The 14831-nt window shown below is 34.2% G+C and carries 12 protein-coding genes; 2 read left to right on the top strand and 10 right to left on the bottom strand.

Annotation, left to right across the window (positions count from 1 at the left end):
• Positions 1-3 precede the first annotated feature (3 nt).
• From EOV51_RS02680 to proS, 8 genes are all read right to left on the bottom strand, one after another.
• Positions 4-1128, bottom strand: a complete 1125-nt coding sequence (locus EOV51_RS02680; RefSeq protein WP_128149599.1) for a 5-(carboxyamino)imidazole ribonucleotide synthase — start codon at positions 1126-1128, stop codon at positions 4-6.
• A 116-nt stretch (positions 1129-1244) separates the two neighbouring features.
• Entirely contained in the window at positions 1245-2033 is a 789-nt protein-coding gene (ccsA, locus tag EOV51_RS02685; RefSeq protein WP_128149601.1) for a cytochrome c biogenesis protein CcsA, read from the bottom strand.
• Positions 2020-3300, bottom strand: coding sequence for a cytochrome c biogenesis protein ResB (locus tag EOV51_RS02690; protein WP_228427694.1), 1281 nt, complete (start codon positions 3298-3300; stop codon positions 2020-2022). Before EOV51_RS02690 ends, ccsA begins: the two co-directional genes overlap by 14 nt.
• A gap of 69 nt (positions 3301-3369) precedes the next feature.
• Positions 3370-4854, bottom strand: a complete 1485-nt coding sequence (gene nrfA / locus EOV51_RS02695; protein ID WP_128149603.1) for an ammonia-forming cytochrome c nitrite reductase — start codon at positions 4852-4854, stop codon at positions 3370-3372.
• A 16-nt stretch (positions 4855-4870) separates the two neighbouring features.
• Positions 4871-5476, bottom strand: coding sequence for a cytochrome c nitrite reductase small subunit (gene nrfH / locus EOV51_RS02700; RefSeq protein WP_128149605.1), 606 nt, complete (start codon positions 5474-5476; stop codon positions 4871-4873).
• A gap of 107 nt (positions 5477-5583) precedes the next feature.
• Positions 5584-6834: a 3-deoxy-D-manno-octulosonic acid transferase gene (locus EOV51_RS02705; RefSeq protein ID WP_128149607.1), complete on the bottom strand. Its 1251-nt coding sequence runs from the start codon at positions 6832-6834 to the stop codon at positions 5584-5586.
• A 26-nt stretch (positions 6835-6860) separates the two neighbouring features.
• Positions 6861-7790, bottom strand: a complete 930-nt coding sequence (locus EOV51_RS02710; protein ID WP_128149609.1) for an SRPBCC family protein — start codon at positions 7788-7790, stop codon at positions 6861-6863.
• A gap of 48 nt (positions 7791-7838) precedes the next feature.
• A complete protein-coding gene (gene proS / locus EOV51_RS02715; protein ID WP_128149611.1) occupies positions 7839-9311 on the bottom strand; it encodes a proline--tRNA ligase in 1473 nt (490 codons plus the stop codon).
• A gap of 177 nt (positions 9312-9488) precedes the next feature.
• On the opposite strand from proS, the gene EOV51_RS02720 reads away from it, so the two are divergent.
• Positions 9489-10721 carry a hypothetical protein gene (locus EOV51_RS02720; protein ID WP_128149613.1) on the top strand — a complete coding sequence of 411 codons (1233 nt, stop codon included), beginning with the start codon at positions 9489-9491 and terminating at the stop codon, positions 10719-10721.
• A 31-nt stretch (positions 10722-10752) separates the two neighbouring features.
• Positions 10753-12198: an OmpP1/FadL family transporter gene (locus EOV51_RS02725; RefSeq protein WP_128149615.1), complete on the top strand. Its 1446-nt coding sequence runs from the start codon at positions 10753-10755 to the stop codon at positions 12196-12198.
• A gap of 57 nt (positions 12199-12255) precedes the next feature.
• On the opposite strand, the gene mscL is transcribed toward EOV51_RS02725, so the two are convergent.
• Both mscL and EOV51_RS02735 read right to left on the bottom strand, forming a co-directional pair.
• Positions 12256-12648, bottom strand: coding sequence for a large conductance mechanosensitive channel protein MscL (mscL, locus tag EOV51_RS02730; protein WP_128149617.1), 393 nt, complete (start codon positions 12646-12648; stop codon positions 12256-12258).
• 53 nt (positions 12649-12701) lie between these two features.
• A complete protein-coding gene (locus EOV51_RS02735) occupies positions 12702-14807 on the bottom strand; it encodes a type IA DNA topoisomerase (protein ID WP_128149619.1) in 2106 nt (701 codons plus the stop codon).
• Positions 14808-14831: the final 24 nt, after the last annotated feature.

Raw genomic sequence — 14831 nt, forward strand, 5'->3', positions numbered from 1 at the left:
TTTTCATTTTGAAATTACTTTAACATTAGACTTTATTTCCTGAATTTTATTTTCTATTTCATCTTTGGAGATTCCAACTACGGTAACATGTCCCATTTTCCTTCCGGGCTTTGTGATTTTTTTCCCATAAAGATGTATGTAAACTCCCGAAAGTTTAACAATTATATCTAAACCCTGATACAATACTTCTCCCTCGTATCCGGATTCCCCTATGAGATTAACCATTGCAGCATATTCCTTTGTAGCTATATCTCCTAAGGGTAAATTTGTCAAGACTCTTAACATTTGATCATATTGTGAAGAATAATTAGCTTCAATGGTTTGATGACCACTATTATGTACCCGAGGAGCTATTTCATTAATAAGTATTTCGTTATTTTTAAGTAAAAATAATTCCACACAAAAAATCCCCGGAGTATGAAAAGCTTCCACTGCTTTCAAACTGATATCTTTTGCTTTGTGTGCTAAATCCTTATCTAAATCTGCAGGAGAAAACAAATAATCTACCAAATTCAACTTTTGATCAAATACCATTTCGACAACATCAAAAACTTTTACTTCTCCATTAGCATTTTTAGAAACTATAACCGAAAGTTCTTTTGCTATATCAGCAACCTCTTCAATTACCGAAGGTTCATCCCACATTTTATTCATCTCTTCCTCATTTTTAATAACCTGTACTCCTTTTCCATCATATCCTCCTACTCTAAGTTTTTGAACAAATGGATAAGAAATAGCAGATGAAGGTGTTAATTCATCCTTATTATCTATTAAAAAAAAGTTTGCCGTTGGTAAATGGTTTTCTTTATAAAAATTCTTTTGAAGTCCTTTATCTTTAATTATTTCCAAGCAATTAGGTCCGGGAATAACAATTTTCCCTTGTTTTTCCAGTTCCCGCAGAGCTTCTACATTTACATTTTCAATTTCAATGCTTACCACATCTTTATCTTTACCAAACTCAAGCACAGTATGATAATCTTTAAAATCACCCTGTGTAAAATAATTTTTGAATATAGAGCAAGGTCCTGAAATATCAGGTTCCAGAAAAAAAATTTCATATGGATAGTTCATAGCATTCTGCATAAACATCCTACCCAGCTGTCCGCCTCCAAGAATACCTATTTTCATTTTATAAAGATTTATGTTGTCGTACAAATATAAAAATATAGACTCGATATTAGGTAATAAAGGCTACAAAAGCTTACATCTTTAGAATAATTGAATTAGAGTATTACAATTTACAGTTATCTTGCATAAGTATGTATACTGGATTGCGCAGAGGGCAAATAGTTAACCCCTATCCAGGCTATCATAAGCAGCAGAAATGCAAAAGGAAGGAGAAAAAGTGCCGTTTTTAAGTATTTTTTTCTTAGCCTTATATGTATATAAATCAGATAAGCACATGCAGTAATAAAAGCCCAGGTTTCTTTAGGATCCCAAGACCAGTAGTGACCCCAGGCTTCTTTCGCCCAGATTGCGCCTAAAAGCATTCCGAAGGTAAGAAATGCAAAACCTATATAAATAATATTATCAATAAATTCTACCAGTTTATAATTAATTGCCTGCTTTTTTAAAAGCATAAAAATTTGTACTAAAGCTGCAATCGTTGCTGCTCCTAGTGTTGCATATGAAAATATATAAATTGACACATGTGGGATAAACCAAAAACTTTGCAATGCAGGCATAAGATTTTTTGAATGGATTTCAGGTTTGAAATAATTTATAAGTACAAATAGGATTGCCATGAACATACTAAACCCTAAAAGCCATCGATATTTCCAATGTTTGTACGTAATATATCCGATAAATGACAAAAAGAAAGCATACCATAAACGAGTTTCACCCATGGTTCTCAGGGGAGGTCTTTCCAGTTCATGCCATAATAGAGCTATAAAAATACCCAGTAGAATAACAGCTGACATCATACACATATCTGATAACCATTTAAACCTTGGGATATAAACCGAAACAGAACCAGCTATTCCCAAAATACAGAACGGCAAAGCAAAAATTATAAAGCTATCCCAAATCATAATTACTATTTGTTTTATTTCCTTTCCACAACAAACTTATACTACCCAACGCCAGAATTATCATCCCTATATATACGTAATTAACCCATGGATCATAGACTAATTCAAAACTACTATAATTTGAAACTTTACCTGCTTTTTCATCATATCCGTATTGGTAAATAGACCAGTCTCCTATTTTAATAGGTTTATTAACTTCCAACAAATATGAAATTTGTTCTGAAACCTTTTCTTTATTGTTTGGCTTTTTAGTAACAGTTATATCTGACAAAAACTTTTTGGGTTCCGGCTGGGTCATTACCAGGGTATGCAAGCTATCCAGTTGTAAAGTTTGATATATAATATACGGACTTCCAGAGCTTATCCAGCCTTCTTTGGTAAATCCTGTTTTATTACTTTTAATTTTAACCAAGGCTGCAGGGCAAGATCCGGTCATTTTTCTTTCCTCAAAGTAATTGTCTTTCCGCATAGCATCGTGAATATATCGTTGTACAAGTACTTCATATTCTCCCATTATACTGGTTACACTATGTTTAGCTTCAATTTGAACATAGTCAGGATTTTCAACTGGAAGTGGTTTTCCTTTTTTATCTATAATTACGAGCTTAGGTTTATATTCCTCCATTACAAAATCGTTGAGACGAATAGCCAATGGAAGTTCCAGACTTTCTCCATTTTTATTATACACACGCCATTCTGTTTCTCCCTTGTTTACATACATTTGAAATTTCTTTATATCAGCAGCTCCCAAACCTGCGAAAAACAATATCATCCACAGGCCAAAATGATTGAGGTAAAATGCATAATCCGACCATTTAAATTTTTTACTCCTTCTTATAATAAGTGCCCCTAAAGAAATTAACGATAGACTATATACAATAGCAAATAACCAGGATGACGTCATACTATTAAATCCTAGTTTTATGATTAATTGAGAAAATATAGTTGCTTCATCGAGAGCAGATTGTGGGATAAGTCCCATGAATAAAGACAGTAACATAAAAAATCCAAGTACGGTAACCGAAAAAGGAATGCCTGATATCCACTGATATATATAATTATTACTCCAAAAAGAAAAAAAACTTAAGCTAATGATAATAAACAATCCGCAATAAATATTTACCGGATAACTTAGTAATTCTAATGGAAATTCTCCGCATAAAACTTGTAAAACTATTCCCGTAAAACAGAGACCAGCTAAAAATAAAACGCTTTCCTTATATGCCCAAGGGAATTGCCACAGCTTTTTTTTTCTTCTTTTTTTCATTTACTATTGCTTAAAAAAAGCCCTTATTTTATTTTTAAATAAGGACTCTATTCAATTAAATAAATTATCTTATTTTGAAACTAATCTTTTTTTATCTCTGGCAGTTTTCACCCAGACTGGAACTACCGTCTCAATCCAATTCTTTTTCTTAGCCTCAAGTACTGGCATATCAAGACCTATATACGATTGGGCTTTTGCTTTCGTCGATAAATCAGGCATAGGCACTTCCTCCTTTATTCCTATACTTGTTAAAACCCTCTGTATTTCTATCTGTGCAAGTAATGATTTATCTAAGCTGTGAGAAAGTATCCTTTGTGTTTCTACAGGTGCATGGAAAGATGCTCCGTGAGATGCAACTCCAAAATCCCATCGCCATTGTGCCTGACGGATAAGTTTTAAAGAGGATTTCATTTGATTTTCTGTTGCTCCGTGCTCCCATGCATATTTAGCCATTACGTGTGCTTTAACAAGTTCTTTTTCAACCCTATCACGTGTTTCCAATATTTTATCCTGTCTGTCATAGACATATTGTTTTAAATTTGCTTCACTGTCTCTATGACAAGTCTGACAAGTATTTGCTACATTTTGTAAAGGACTCATCAGGTGATGATCGGAAACTTTAATTGCTCCCTCAGTTTTGTAAGGCATATGGCAGTCGGCACAAGAAACTCCTTTCTGCCCATGAATACCCATGGATGCGATTTCGTAATCCGGATGTTGTGCTTTAATAATTGGTGCTTTACTAAGTGCATGAGTAAAATCTGAAAAATTAGATTCATCGTAATACTCTTCCATAGCCTCCATAGACATTCCTTTGTCCCAAGGTAGTGTAAGATACTTTCCGTCTCCTTTGAAATAATACTCCACGTGACATTGGGCACAAACTAAGGATCGCATTTCCTGAGTTGAAGCTTGTCTAATATCTTTGCCCTGACGCTGAAAAGCCTCAACGAGAGCAGGGCGTGTAATTACTAATCCCATGGTCTTAGGGTCATGACAATCGGCACAACCTATAGGATTAACAATTTGATTTCCTAAAGCTCCCCATTTCGTTTTATAAAAATTTTCCACTCCCAATTCTTTCATCATTCTGGGAACATCGGGACTTTTACATGTCCAACAGGTAGCTGGCTGCGGTCCATCTTGTGGAGAAGAGGGAGTTCCTGTTCTTAATGTATTCCTATTGTCTTCAATGGCGTACATATGCCCTCTCGGAGCTTTATAATCCTGAGAAAACAAGTACCCGGCCCATAGAACAACCATATTGGGACGAGAGGCTAAAATATCCTCCTCCTGATTACCCATGTGCTTACTTCTGAAATCCATTTTTGCAGTTTCCTTCCATGTTTCATATTCTCTCGGGTAGTTTTCTCCCCAAATCTCATTACGGGCTTCAATCCCATTAATGTCAACTTTTTTATTAGCATACAAAGTAGCTATTTCCGCTCTTCTTTGCGTGATGGAAGCAGCAAGTAATCCTAAACAGAATACTACTCCTAAAACTACTATAAACAATATCCAGCCCCAAACAGGTTTTCGCTTTCTCGTTGCCATATTTTCACTTTTAATCTTAATTTATTTTATTATTCTCTTTTTCCTTTTGTTTCTCTGTTAACCTCATCAACCAATCTGGAACGGGTGAAGGAGGTAAAGGCACTATTGCACTGGGAGAAGAATTAATATTTATATTTTTGGTGTGTGGCACTTCCGTATGACATTCCCAGCATGCTTTGCCATCTCCTGCCAATGTGTGAGTATAGTTAATTTTCCCAGTATTGACCATGGAGGTATTTAAGTCTGAATGACATCGGATGCAGTTATTCATAATTACTTCATAACTTTCCTTACGAGGTCTAATGACCTGAGGCTGCATATCTAATGTAAATACAGCAGCATGATACAAACCGTCCTTGGCTTTGAATGCATATTTGGATATTACATTGTTATGAGGAACATGACAATCATTACAGTTTGTCACTCTGCCATGTGAACTATGCTGCCAGGACTGATAATAGGGTGTCATAATATGACAATTCACGCATGCTTTTGGATCATCTGAAAGATAAGATGTCGCCCGTGAAATATAAAATAGATAGGCTATAAGTCCACAGCCTACACTTATTAACAAAAAAATGGGAAAAACAAATTTTTTAGGTATTTTTTTAAGAATCGTCATATTTTATACCATTTACCTTGACGACAAAGATAATTGGCTTCAAAATATTTTAACGAATCAATAATATTGAGATTGATCAGTTTTCGTATTGATTAAAATCATTAAAATTAAATTATTTGGAATGATTCCAAATAATTTAAAATCAGTTGAGTAGAGTTTGGTTTGCTAAGTACATAATTTTGAGCCTCATGCCCAATTTTATTTCTTAATTTTTTATTTTTAAGAAGATCTGATATTATTATATCAAATCCTGACTGATTTTGAATTGTGATTGCTCCTCCGGCCTGAATTAATTCTTCGGCTTCTATAAACTTATGATAAACAGGTCCAAAAATAACCGGTGAACCAAAAACTGCAGGTTCTAACACGTTATGAACCCCTTCTTTTCCGAATGCACCGCCTACATATGCAATATCTGCATACGAATATACCTTGGTTAATAAACCAACGGTATCCAGAATCAATACTTCAAATTCATCTAAATTCTGATCTATTATTTCTGTATAAAGAATAGTTTTTAGCTTTAGTTCTGACTTAAGATTTTTAATATGTTCCACATCCATGTTGTGAGGAGCAATTATCCACTTACAGTTAAGCCGGGTATCCAAGTTCACATACTTTTCCAAAACAATATCATCCTCTTTCCATGTACTTCCGGCAACCAATAAAATATGGTCATCTTTAAACTTTTCCAACCATGATAAATGATTATCTCGATTCAAAAGCATTTTCACCCTGTCAAATCTTGTATCCCCTGAAACTATAACTTTATCTATTCCAATAGAGTTTAGCAGTATCTTAGATTTTTCATCTTGAACAAAAAAGCAGGAAATATTTTTCAGTACTGAAACCATCCATTTACCGACTGGCTTAAAATAAATCTGATTTTCCCTAAAAACTGAAGATATAAAAATAATTGGAATCTTTGTACTGGATAGTCTGATAAGCAAATTATACCAAAAATCATACTTAACAAAAATTGCTATTTCCGGATGTAAATTTTTTATAAGCATTTCTGCATTGTATGCTGTATCTAAAGGAAGATAAAACACTAAATCAGCCCAAGTATTATCTTTGACAACTTCAAAACCTGAAGGTGAAAAAAAACTAATGGCAAATTTGTAATCCGGATATCTCTCTTTTAAGGCTGTCAGCACAGGAAGACCTTGTTCATACTCTCCTAACGAAGAAGCATGCATCCAGATAACCTTATTATCCGGCTTAATCTTATCCTTTATTAAGGTAAACACATTTTTTCTTCCATTTACCCATAATTTTGCTTTGGGATGAAAAATTGAAGCTACTCTCATTCCAAATCCTAAAAAATAAATGCTTAGTTTATATATAGTGTGATACAATTTTTCATATTTATTTTAAACAATAATTAATCACATAAGTCCAATTCCGATCTTTCTTTAATGTGATTTAAAACTCTCAAATGAATTTTATGTATGATAAAATCAGACCACAATTTCCAATATCCTGCAGGAGCTATATTTAATTCATACCAAGTTGTTCCGGATAATTGAGTTTGATTATCTCCGATATTTCTCAACTTAAACTCTCCTTTTTTTGATAAAAAATATCCTTTTAAATGAAGAGGCTGAATATTCCAAAAAGGGTTCATTTCATTCATGGGTAATGGTTGTCGTTCAACAGCAAATTTCAACTCATAAGGAGCATTCCACTCTGTAATTGGTTCGACAAAACTACCGGTTGTAAAATTGCAATATCTAATAGCTCCAATACCTCTCCCTTTTATTTTAGCATCGGTAGGATAAGAAATACCCGTTTTGAATATGATTTCCTTTGGTGGTGAAATTGAATCAAATTCTAATACATTGGTCCAAACATTTTCAACCGAAGAATTTATATCAATTTCCGTCGTAACTGAAATAAGAGCCGATGCTTTATTTTTAGAGTCAAAACTTAAAAACACCATTGAAGATGTCAGAAAAAAAACTGTCAGTAACTTTTCATTTACTTTAAATTTTTTCGCTACTGACTTACCTATAAGTGCTCCTAAGAGTACTAATAACAATAAAATGGGTAAAGCCATTATTATACATATGATCCCTTCCATTGCTAAGAATAACAATAAAAAAAGAGATATAGATAAATTTATAACAGCCTGATAATATACATTCCTTTTATATTTTATTTTAGTTACGTAAAATGATGGAACAGCTCCTAATAAAAAGGGTAAAAATATAAAGATGGTCAGACCGTAAACCGACAGATATTTAATTGATATTATTCCTAAAAGAAAACAACAGGTTATTGTTAGAAAATTGATCAAAATTTCTTTAAACATCTTTATATTTTCAATTTATTAAGACTTAAAAATCTGAATTTTTAAATACTAATAAGCAATGGCGAATAAAACACGTTTTTTAGACGGATTACCGGAATAAACACATTTTCCTTCTTCTTCTTTAGCATCTAAGGGGATACAGCGTATCGTAGCTTTCGTTTCTGCTTTTATTTTCTCTTCAACTTCTACAGTACCATCCCAATGTGCAGAAATAAATCCACCTTTTTCACTTAAAACTTTTTTGAAATCTTCGTAGGTATCTACTTCTGTTATTAAAGAATCTCTATGAGCTTTCGCTTTATTATAAATATTTTGCTGAATTTCTGTTAATAAATCCTGTATGTGCTGATCTAAACCATCCACAGAATGAGTATGTTTTTCAAGAGTATCCCTTCTTGCAATTTCCACCTGATTATTTTCCAAATCTTTAGGTCCAATTGCAATACGAACAGGTACACCTTTTAATTCATATTCATTAAATTTCCAACCCGGTTTGTATTCGGTTCTGGAATCAAATTTTACAGAGATTCCTCTACCTTTAAGATTATTTATTAATTCAGTGGCCACTGCAGATATTGCTTCCAATTGCTCATCGGTTCTGTGAATAGGAACTATAACCACTTGTATAGGAGCTATATTAGGAGGAAGTACCAAACCGTTATCATCGGAGTGAGCCATTATCAATGCTCCTATCAAACGTGTAGATGCGCCCCACGAAGTTGCCCATACATATTCTTGTTTACCTTCTTTAGATTGATATTTTACATCAAAGGCTTTAGCAAAATTCTGTCCTAAGAAATGTGAAGTACCTGCTTGTAATGCTTTCCCATCCTGCATCATGGCCTCAATTGTGTAAGTTTTTTCGGCTCCTGCAAAACGTTCAGCTGGAGATTTTAATCCCTTTATTACCGGAACTCCCATAAAATTCTCAACAAACTCAGCATAGACGCGTAGCATTTGCTCAGCTTCTGCTACTGCTTCTTCTTGAGTTGCATGTGCGGTATGTCCTTCCTGCCACAAAAATTCGGCTGTTCTTAAAAATAAACGTGTTCGCATTTCCCAACGTACCACATTTGCCCATTGGTTAACTAAAATAGGTAAGTCTCTATGAGATTTAACCCAATTTTTATAGGTATTCCAGATAATGGTTTCGGAGGTTGGTCTAACGATCAATTCCTCTTCAAGCTTAGCGTCTGGATCAACTATCACTCCGTTTCCATCGGGTGAGTTTTTAAGTCTATAATGAGTTACAACAGCACATTCTTTAGCAAACCCTTCAACATGGTCAGCTTCTTTAGATAAATAAGATTTAGGTATAAATAATGGAAAATAAGCATTTTCATGTCCTGTATCTTTAAACATCTGGTCCAATTGCTTTTGCATTTTTTCCCATATTGCATATCCGTAAGGCTTAATAACCATACACCCCCGAACACCGGAGTTCTCTGCCATATCCGCTTTTAATACCAATTCATTATACCATTTGCTATAGTCCTCCGCTCTTGATGTAAGTGTTGCCATATTGTAACTTAATTCTTATGTTTATTAAACTATTTCAATTACAAACTGTCATACTATTAACTAAAATTTAACGTTACTGTATATAAGGATACGTTTATTTTAATTGGTATGACTTTTGTATTTCTTTAACTAAATTTAGAGCAAAAATAAAATATATAAACTACTAAAAAAAATATCATGAAGATTATTACAAATAACTTAAAAAGATTTTGGCTGATATCGGGAGTCTCTCTGGTATTATCCGGCACCTTAACTTCATGTTATGTTGGTCAGACATCATATGCAGGGGAAGACAGTATATACTATAATCCTAATAGATCTAATCAATATAAAAGAAGCCAAAGCCAACAGTCTTACGGATATATTTATAACGATTCCAATAATTCATCGAGTAATGATGATACAGAAGTACGAATTGGAAAGAAATATATAGTACCGAGGACAAATACTGAGGAACTTTTATACGATCAGGAATCTGACAATTCAAATTATTCCTCAAACAATAACAACTCTTATAACTATTCTCCCAACACCAATAGCGGATGGGGCGATGATGGAGGTACTGTTATAAACAATTATTATTACGGAAACAGCTATGGATGGAACTCACCATACTATGGTTCTTATTACTGGAATTCTCCTTATTGGGGGTGGGGTAATTACTGGCGTCCGGGTTGGAGCTGGGGTGTTTCTGTTGGATGGGGATGGGGATCTATTGGCTGGGGTTCCAGCTGGTGGGATTATCCTTCTTACTGGGGAGGTGGCTGGTACCGACCATGGGGCTGGGATTATTACAGCTACTACCCAAGATATTACGGTAATTACGGCCCTCGTTCTGTTGCTTACGGCGGAAGAAGTTCGTCTTATTTAGGTCAGTCTTATAATGCTTCCCGTTCCAGACAAATGCAGGACGTTCAAAGAAGAAATTCCCGAAGTGAAATTATAGCTTCAGCAAACAGAACAAATTCAGCTGTTCAAAACGGGAGAACTAACAGTAATATCTATAATGGTAGCAGAAGCAACTCTTCTATAAGTAATTCCCGTGGTTCAATTTCCAACGGAAGCAGAAGTAATTCTTCTATTGGAAGCAGCAACTCTACAAGCAGAAGCAATTCTATTGGAAGCAGTAGAAACAATTCTATTGATAATAGCAGAAGTAATTCTATTGGAAGCAGCAGCTCTAACAGCGGAAGTAGAAGCAACTCATATGAAGGTAGCAGAAGTAGTGCTATAGGTGGAAACAGCAGAAGTAGCTCAAGTTCTTCCTCATCACGAACTCCAACGTATTCAGCTCCAAGTTCAAGTAGCCGAGGAGGATTTGGCGGTGGCAGCTCTATGGGTGGTTCCCGTTCTGGTGGTAGTTCTATGGGAGGAGGTTCTCGTGGTTCTATGGGCGGAAGTAGAAGATAATCTAATATTTACATGAAAATAATTACTAAATATGAATACTAAAATAATCTATGGATTTGTTTTAATGGCAATAGTTCAGTCTATCGGTAAGTCACAGACAACAGACTTTTATCCAAATGATATATCTGATGCATTGAATGCATATGGCAATACTTTTGATGCTGTGGGTACTGCACGCTTTATAGGTATGGGAGGATCTATGGGAGCACTGGGAGGAGATCTCAGCGCAGTAGAAATGAACCCTGCAGGCTTAGGTGTTTACAGAGGTTCTGAAGCAAGCATCTCTGCTAGCGTACTTTCCAATAAAAATACTGCCTCTATGGGGTCCTCATATTCTAATTCTGATACTAATTTTAATTTTCCAAGTGCTGGTTTTGTACTTGCTTTAGGTGGTAATTCAGAAATATGGAAATTTAACGTTGGGGGTAGCTTTTCCTACCAAAGACTTGATAATAGTGTACAGTTTTCAAAAAATGATAATATTAATTATCAATATCCTGATGTATCTGGAGTTGAAAGAACCTATCGGTTTGAAAGTCTTGAGCAATATACTAACGGATACCGTTCTAAGGCTAATATAACTTTCGCAAGTAATTTACAGGATATCCTATATTTAGGGATTGGCTTAGACTGGCATTATTTGAACATGGACAGAGAAACAAGATATTCTCACCGTAACACTGTTGACGGAGAACTTATGAGTTTTAACGAGCAATTAACTCCTTATCGTCAAGAAAACAACGGAGTTGGACTTCGTGTCGGTATTTTAGGTAAAATAACACCCGAAATAAGGCTTGCGGCTGCCTATCACTCACCTATCTGGTGGTCAAATATGAAATATGATTATTTATCTTATACTTTAGATGCTAATAATGATATTGTTCAGAATTATTGGTATTATGACAATTATAAGTTAAACTCTCCCGGTAAAATAGTATTAAGTGGAGCTTTTGCTTCAGATATTATAAACGAGAATAATTCATTGGCGGTTAATCTTGATTTTATTAATTATTTTAATAAAGATATTTACTTTAAAAGTGATTATGATTATCAGCTAAACAATAATTTTGTTAATCATTCTATTCAGGGTTCGCAGGAATATCGGGCAGGTGTTGAATACAGATATAAAGAACTTAAACTAAGAGCCGGGTATGCATATGCCTCTTCACCTGTGAAAAACAAGTCTGTAGGTGGTTATTATGACAACAGTCTGACCAGCTCAATTGTCTATCCTAAAAATTATATGGCAGGAGAAAAAAATAAATTGTCATTTGGAGCGGGATATGATGTAGGACCATTTTTTATAGATCTAGCTTATCAATACATTAAATCTGATAATTACACTTCTTTCTCTGGTGAATATTTTAATTATTATGATAATTCGAGGGTAACCGTAGTTGAAAATGATAGACCCATTTTAGGAAAAGTTAAAAATGTTCAAAATAATTTTATCCTTACTCTTGGGATGAGATTTTAATATGATTTAAAATATATAAAAAAGGCTGACGCAATGGTCAGCCTTTTTTATTGTAAATTACTTATTATTTTTAAGCAAATCTCTAATTTCAGTTAACAAATCTTCTTGTGAAGGCTTTGGTACTTCTTTTTCTTTAGAAACTTTCTCTTCTTTTTTCCTCATAGCGTTAATTCCTTTAATGATAAGGAACAAAGAAAATGCTACAATTAAAAATGACAAACATGTTGATAAGAAGTTTCCATACTTAACCGCTGTTCCCGGTATCGTCAACTGGGATAAATCATCCAGATTGGCTGCTTTTAATGCCGGAGTCAGTATTAACGGAGTAATAATATCATCTACCAAAGATGAAACTATTTTGTTGAAAGCTCCTCCAATAATAACCCCTATGGCTAAATCGACTACACTGCCTTTTAAGGCAAATTCTTTAAATTCTTTAATAAAGCTCATTTTTAATCTTAATTTTAAATAAAATTCATGACTTTTGCCATGATTACAGCTTGTTATGTTTCAAATATTATTCCAAAATTATCATCTAAAACAATTTTACCTTCCCGTTTCTCATTTGATTCGGGAAAAATCAAACCTTTAATTTTTAATGTTTTCCGCTTAGTAATTAAATCAGAGATCTGTTTTGTTGTTAATTTTTTTCCATATATTTCAAAGGGAATTTTAAAATTACAATTTTTATAATCACTACATCCATAAGCTGATTTCCCTTGAATTAAAGTATGAGTGCTACATTTTGGACAGGTTATTTTAGAAATATCGGTTTCATTTTTACTTGTGATTGTTTTAGTTTTACCTTTTAGCTGACTTTCCGTCTTTTCGACAACAGATATTCTCCGAAATTTACTGTTCTTTACCTCTTCTGTTAAATGAGTAACCATTTCGATTAATTCATTTTTAAAAATATCCAATTCATATTCTCCTTTTTCAATCAATCTGAGTTTTCTTTCCCAAACACCTGTAAGTTCAGCGCTTTTGAGTAAATCATTCTGAATGGTATCTATTAAGTCTATACCTGCCTGAGATGCATATACATTTTTTCTTTTTTTCTCTATGTATTTCCTACGAAAAAGCGTCTCTATTATATTTGCTCTAGTAGAAGGTCTTCCGATACCATTATCTTTGAGCAGTTCTCGCATTTCTTCATCTTCAACCTGTTTTCCGGCTGTTTCCATTGCTCTAAGTAGAGTTGCCTCAGTAAAAGGTTTGGGAGGAGTAGTTTTACCCTGGTGTATAAATGGTTCATGCGGTCCAGATTCTCCTGCGACAAAAACCGGCATCGTTTTTTCTTCTTCAACTTTATCCGTTTTCTTATCCTGAATATAAACTTCCCTCCAGCCTAATTCCAAGATCTGTTTGCCTGAAGCTTTAAAAGGAAGCTCTCCTACTTTCGCTACTACTAAGGTATTCGATATTTTACATTCAGGATAAAATACGGAAATAAACCTGCGGGCAATAAGATCGTAGATTCTTTTTTCATCTGAATTTATATATTCAGGAAGAACATCCGTAGGAATTATAGCATGATGATCAGTTACTTTAGAGTTATCAAACACGGCTTTAGACATAGGAATAGGCTGAGAAAGTAAATATCGGGTAAATTTTTCATAGAATTTCATACTTGCCAAAATTCCCTGAATTTGAGGATATATATCTTCAGACAGATATGTGGTATCTACACGAGGATAGGTTACAAACTTTTTTTCATATAGACCCTGAACCAATTTAAGGGTATTATCTGCTGAAAAACCATATTTTTTATTAGCTTCTACCTGCAAAGAGGTTAAATCAAAAAGACGTGGATTTTTTTCTTTCCCTTCTTTTTCTTCAAAAGAAACAATTTCAAAAGGATGATTTTTTAAATATTCCAACCCTTTTTTTGCTTTTTCCTCTGTTTTAAGCCTTTCAATATCAGCATTAAATTCTGTTTCACGATAAAGAGTCTTCAGTTCCCAATATTCTTCAACTACAAAAGCATCAATTTCTTTTTGTCTTTGAACTATCATTGCCAAAGTAGGAGTTTGCACCCGGCCAACGGAAAGCAATGTTTTTGAAACCGCAAATTTTTTTGTGAAAAGCCTGGTTGCATTTATACCCAAAAGCCAGTCACCTATTGCTCTGGCACTTCCTGCTGAATATAAATTTTCATATTCTGAGGAATCTTTTAAGTTATTAAATCCTTCTTTAATGGATTGCTCTGTCAGTGAAGATATCCAAAGCCGCTTTACAGGAACCTTGCATTTGGCTTTCAGCAATACCCATCGCTGAATCAATTCCCCTTCTTGCCCTGCATCCCCGCAATTAATAACTTCATTACAATCATGGACAAGCTTTTCTATAACGTGAAATTGTTTTTCAACTCCTTTATTTTGTATTAACTTAATTCCAAAATTTGCCGGTATAAGAGGTAGATCCTCTAAATACCAGGATTTCCAATTGGGATTGTAATCATGTGGCTCTTTTAAAGTACATAAATGACCGAATGTCCAGGTTACTCTATAACCGTTTCCCTCGAAATATCCGTCTTTTCGGTCTCTGGCTCCGACTATCTGGGCTATATCTTTTGCTACACTAGGTTTTTCAGCAATACAAACTATCATTATCTTGTCCAATTTCAACCTGCA

The sequence above is a fragment of the Apibacter raozihei genome, from assembly GCF_004014855.1.
In the GTDB taxonomy this organism is placed as follows: Bacteria; Bacteroidota; Bacteroidia; order Flavobacteriales; family Weeksellaceae; genus Apibacter; species Apibacter raozihei.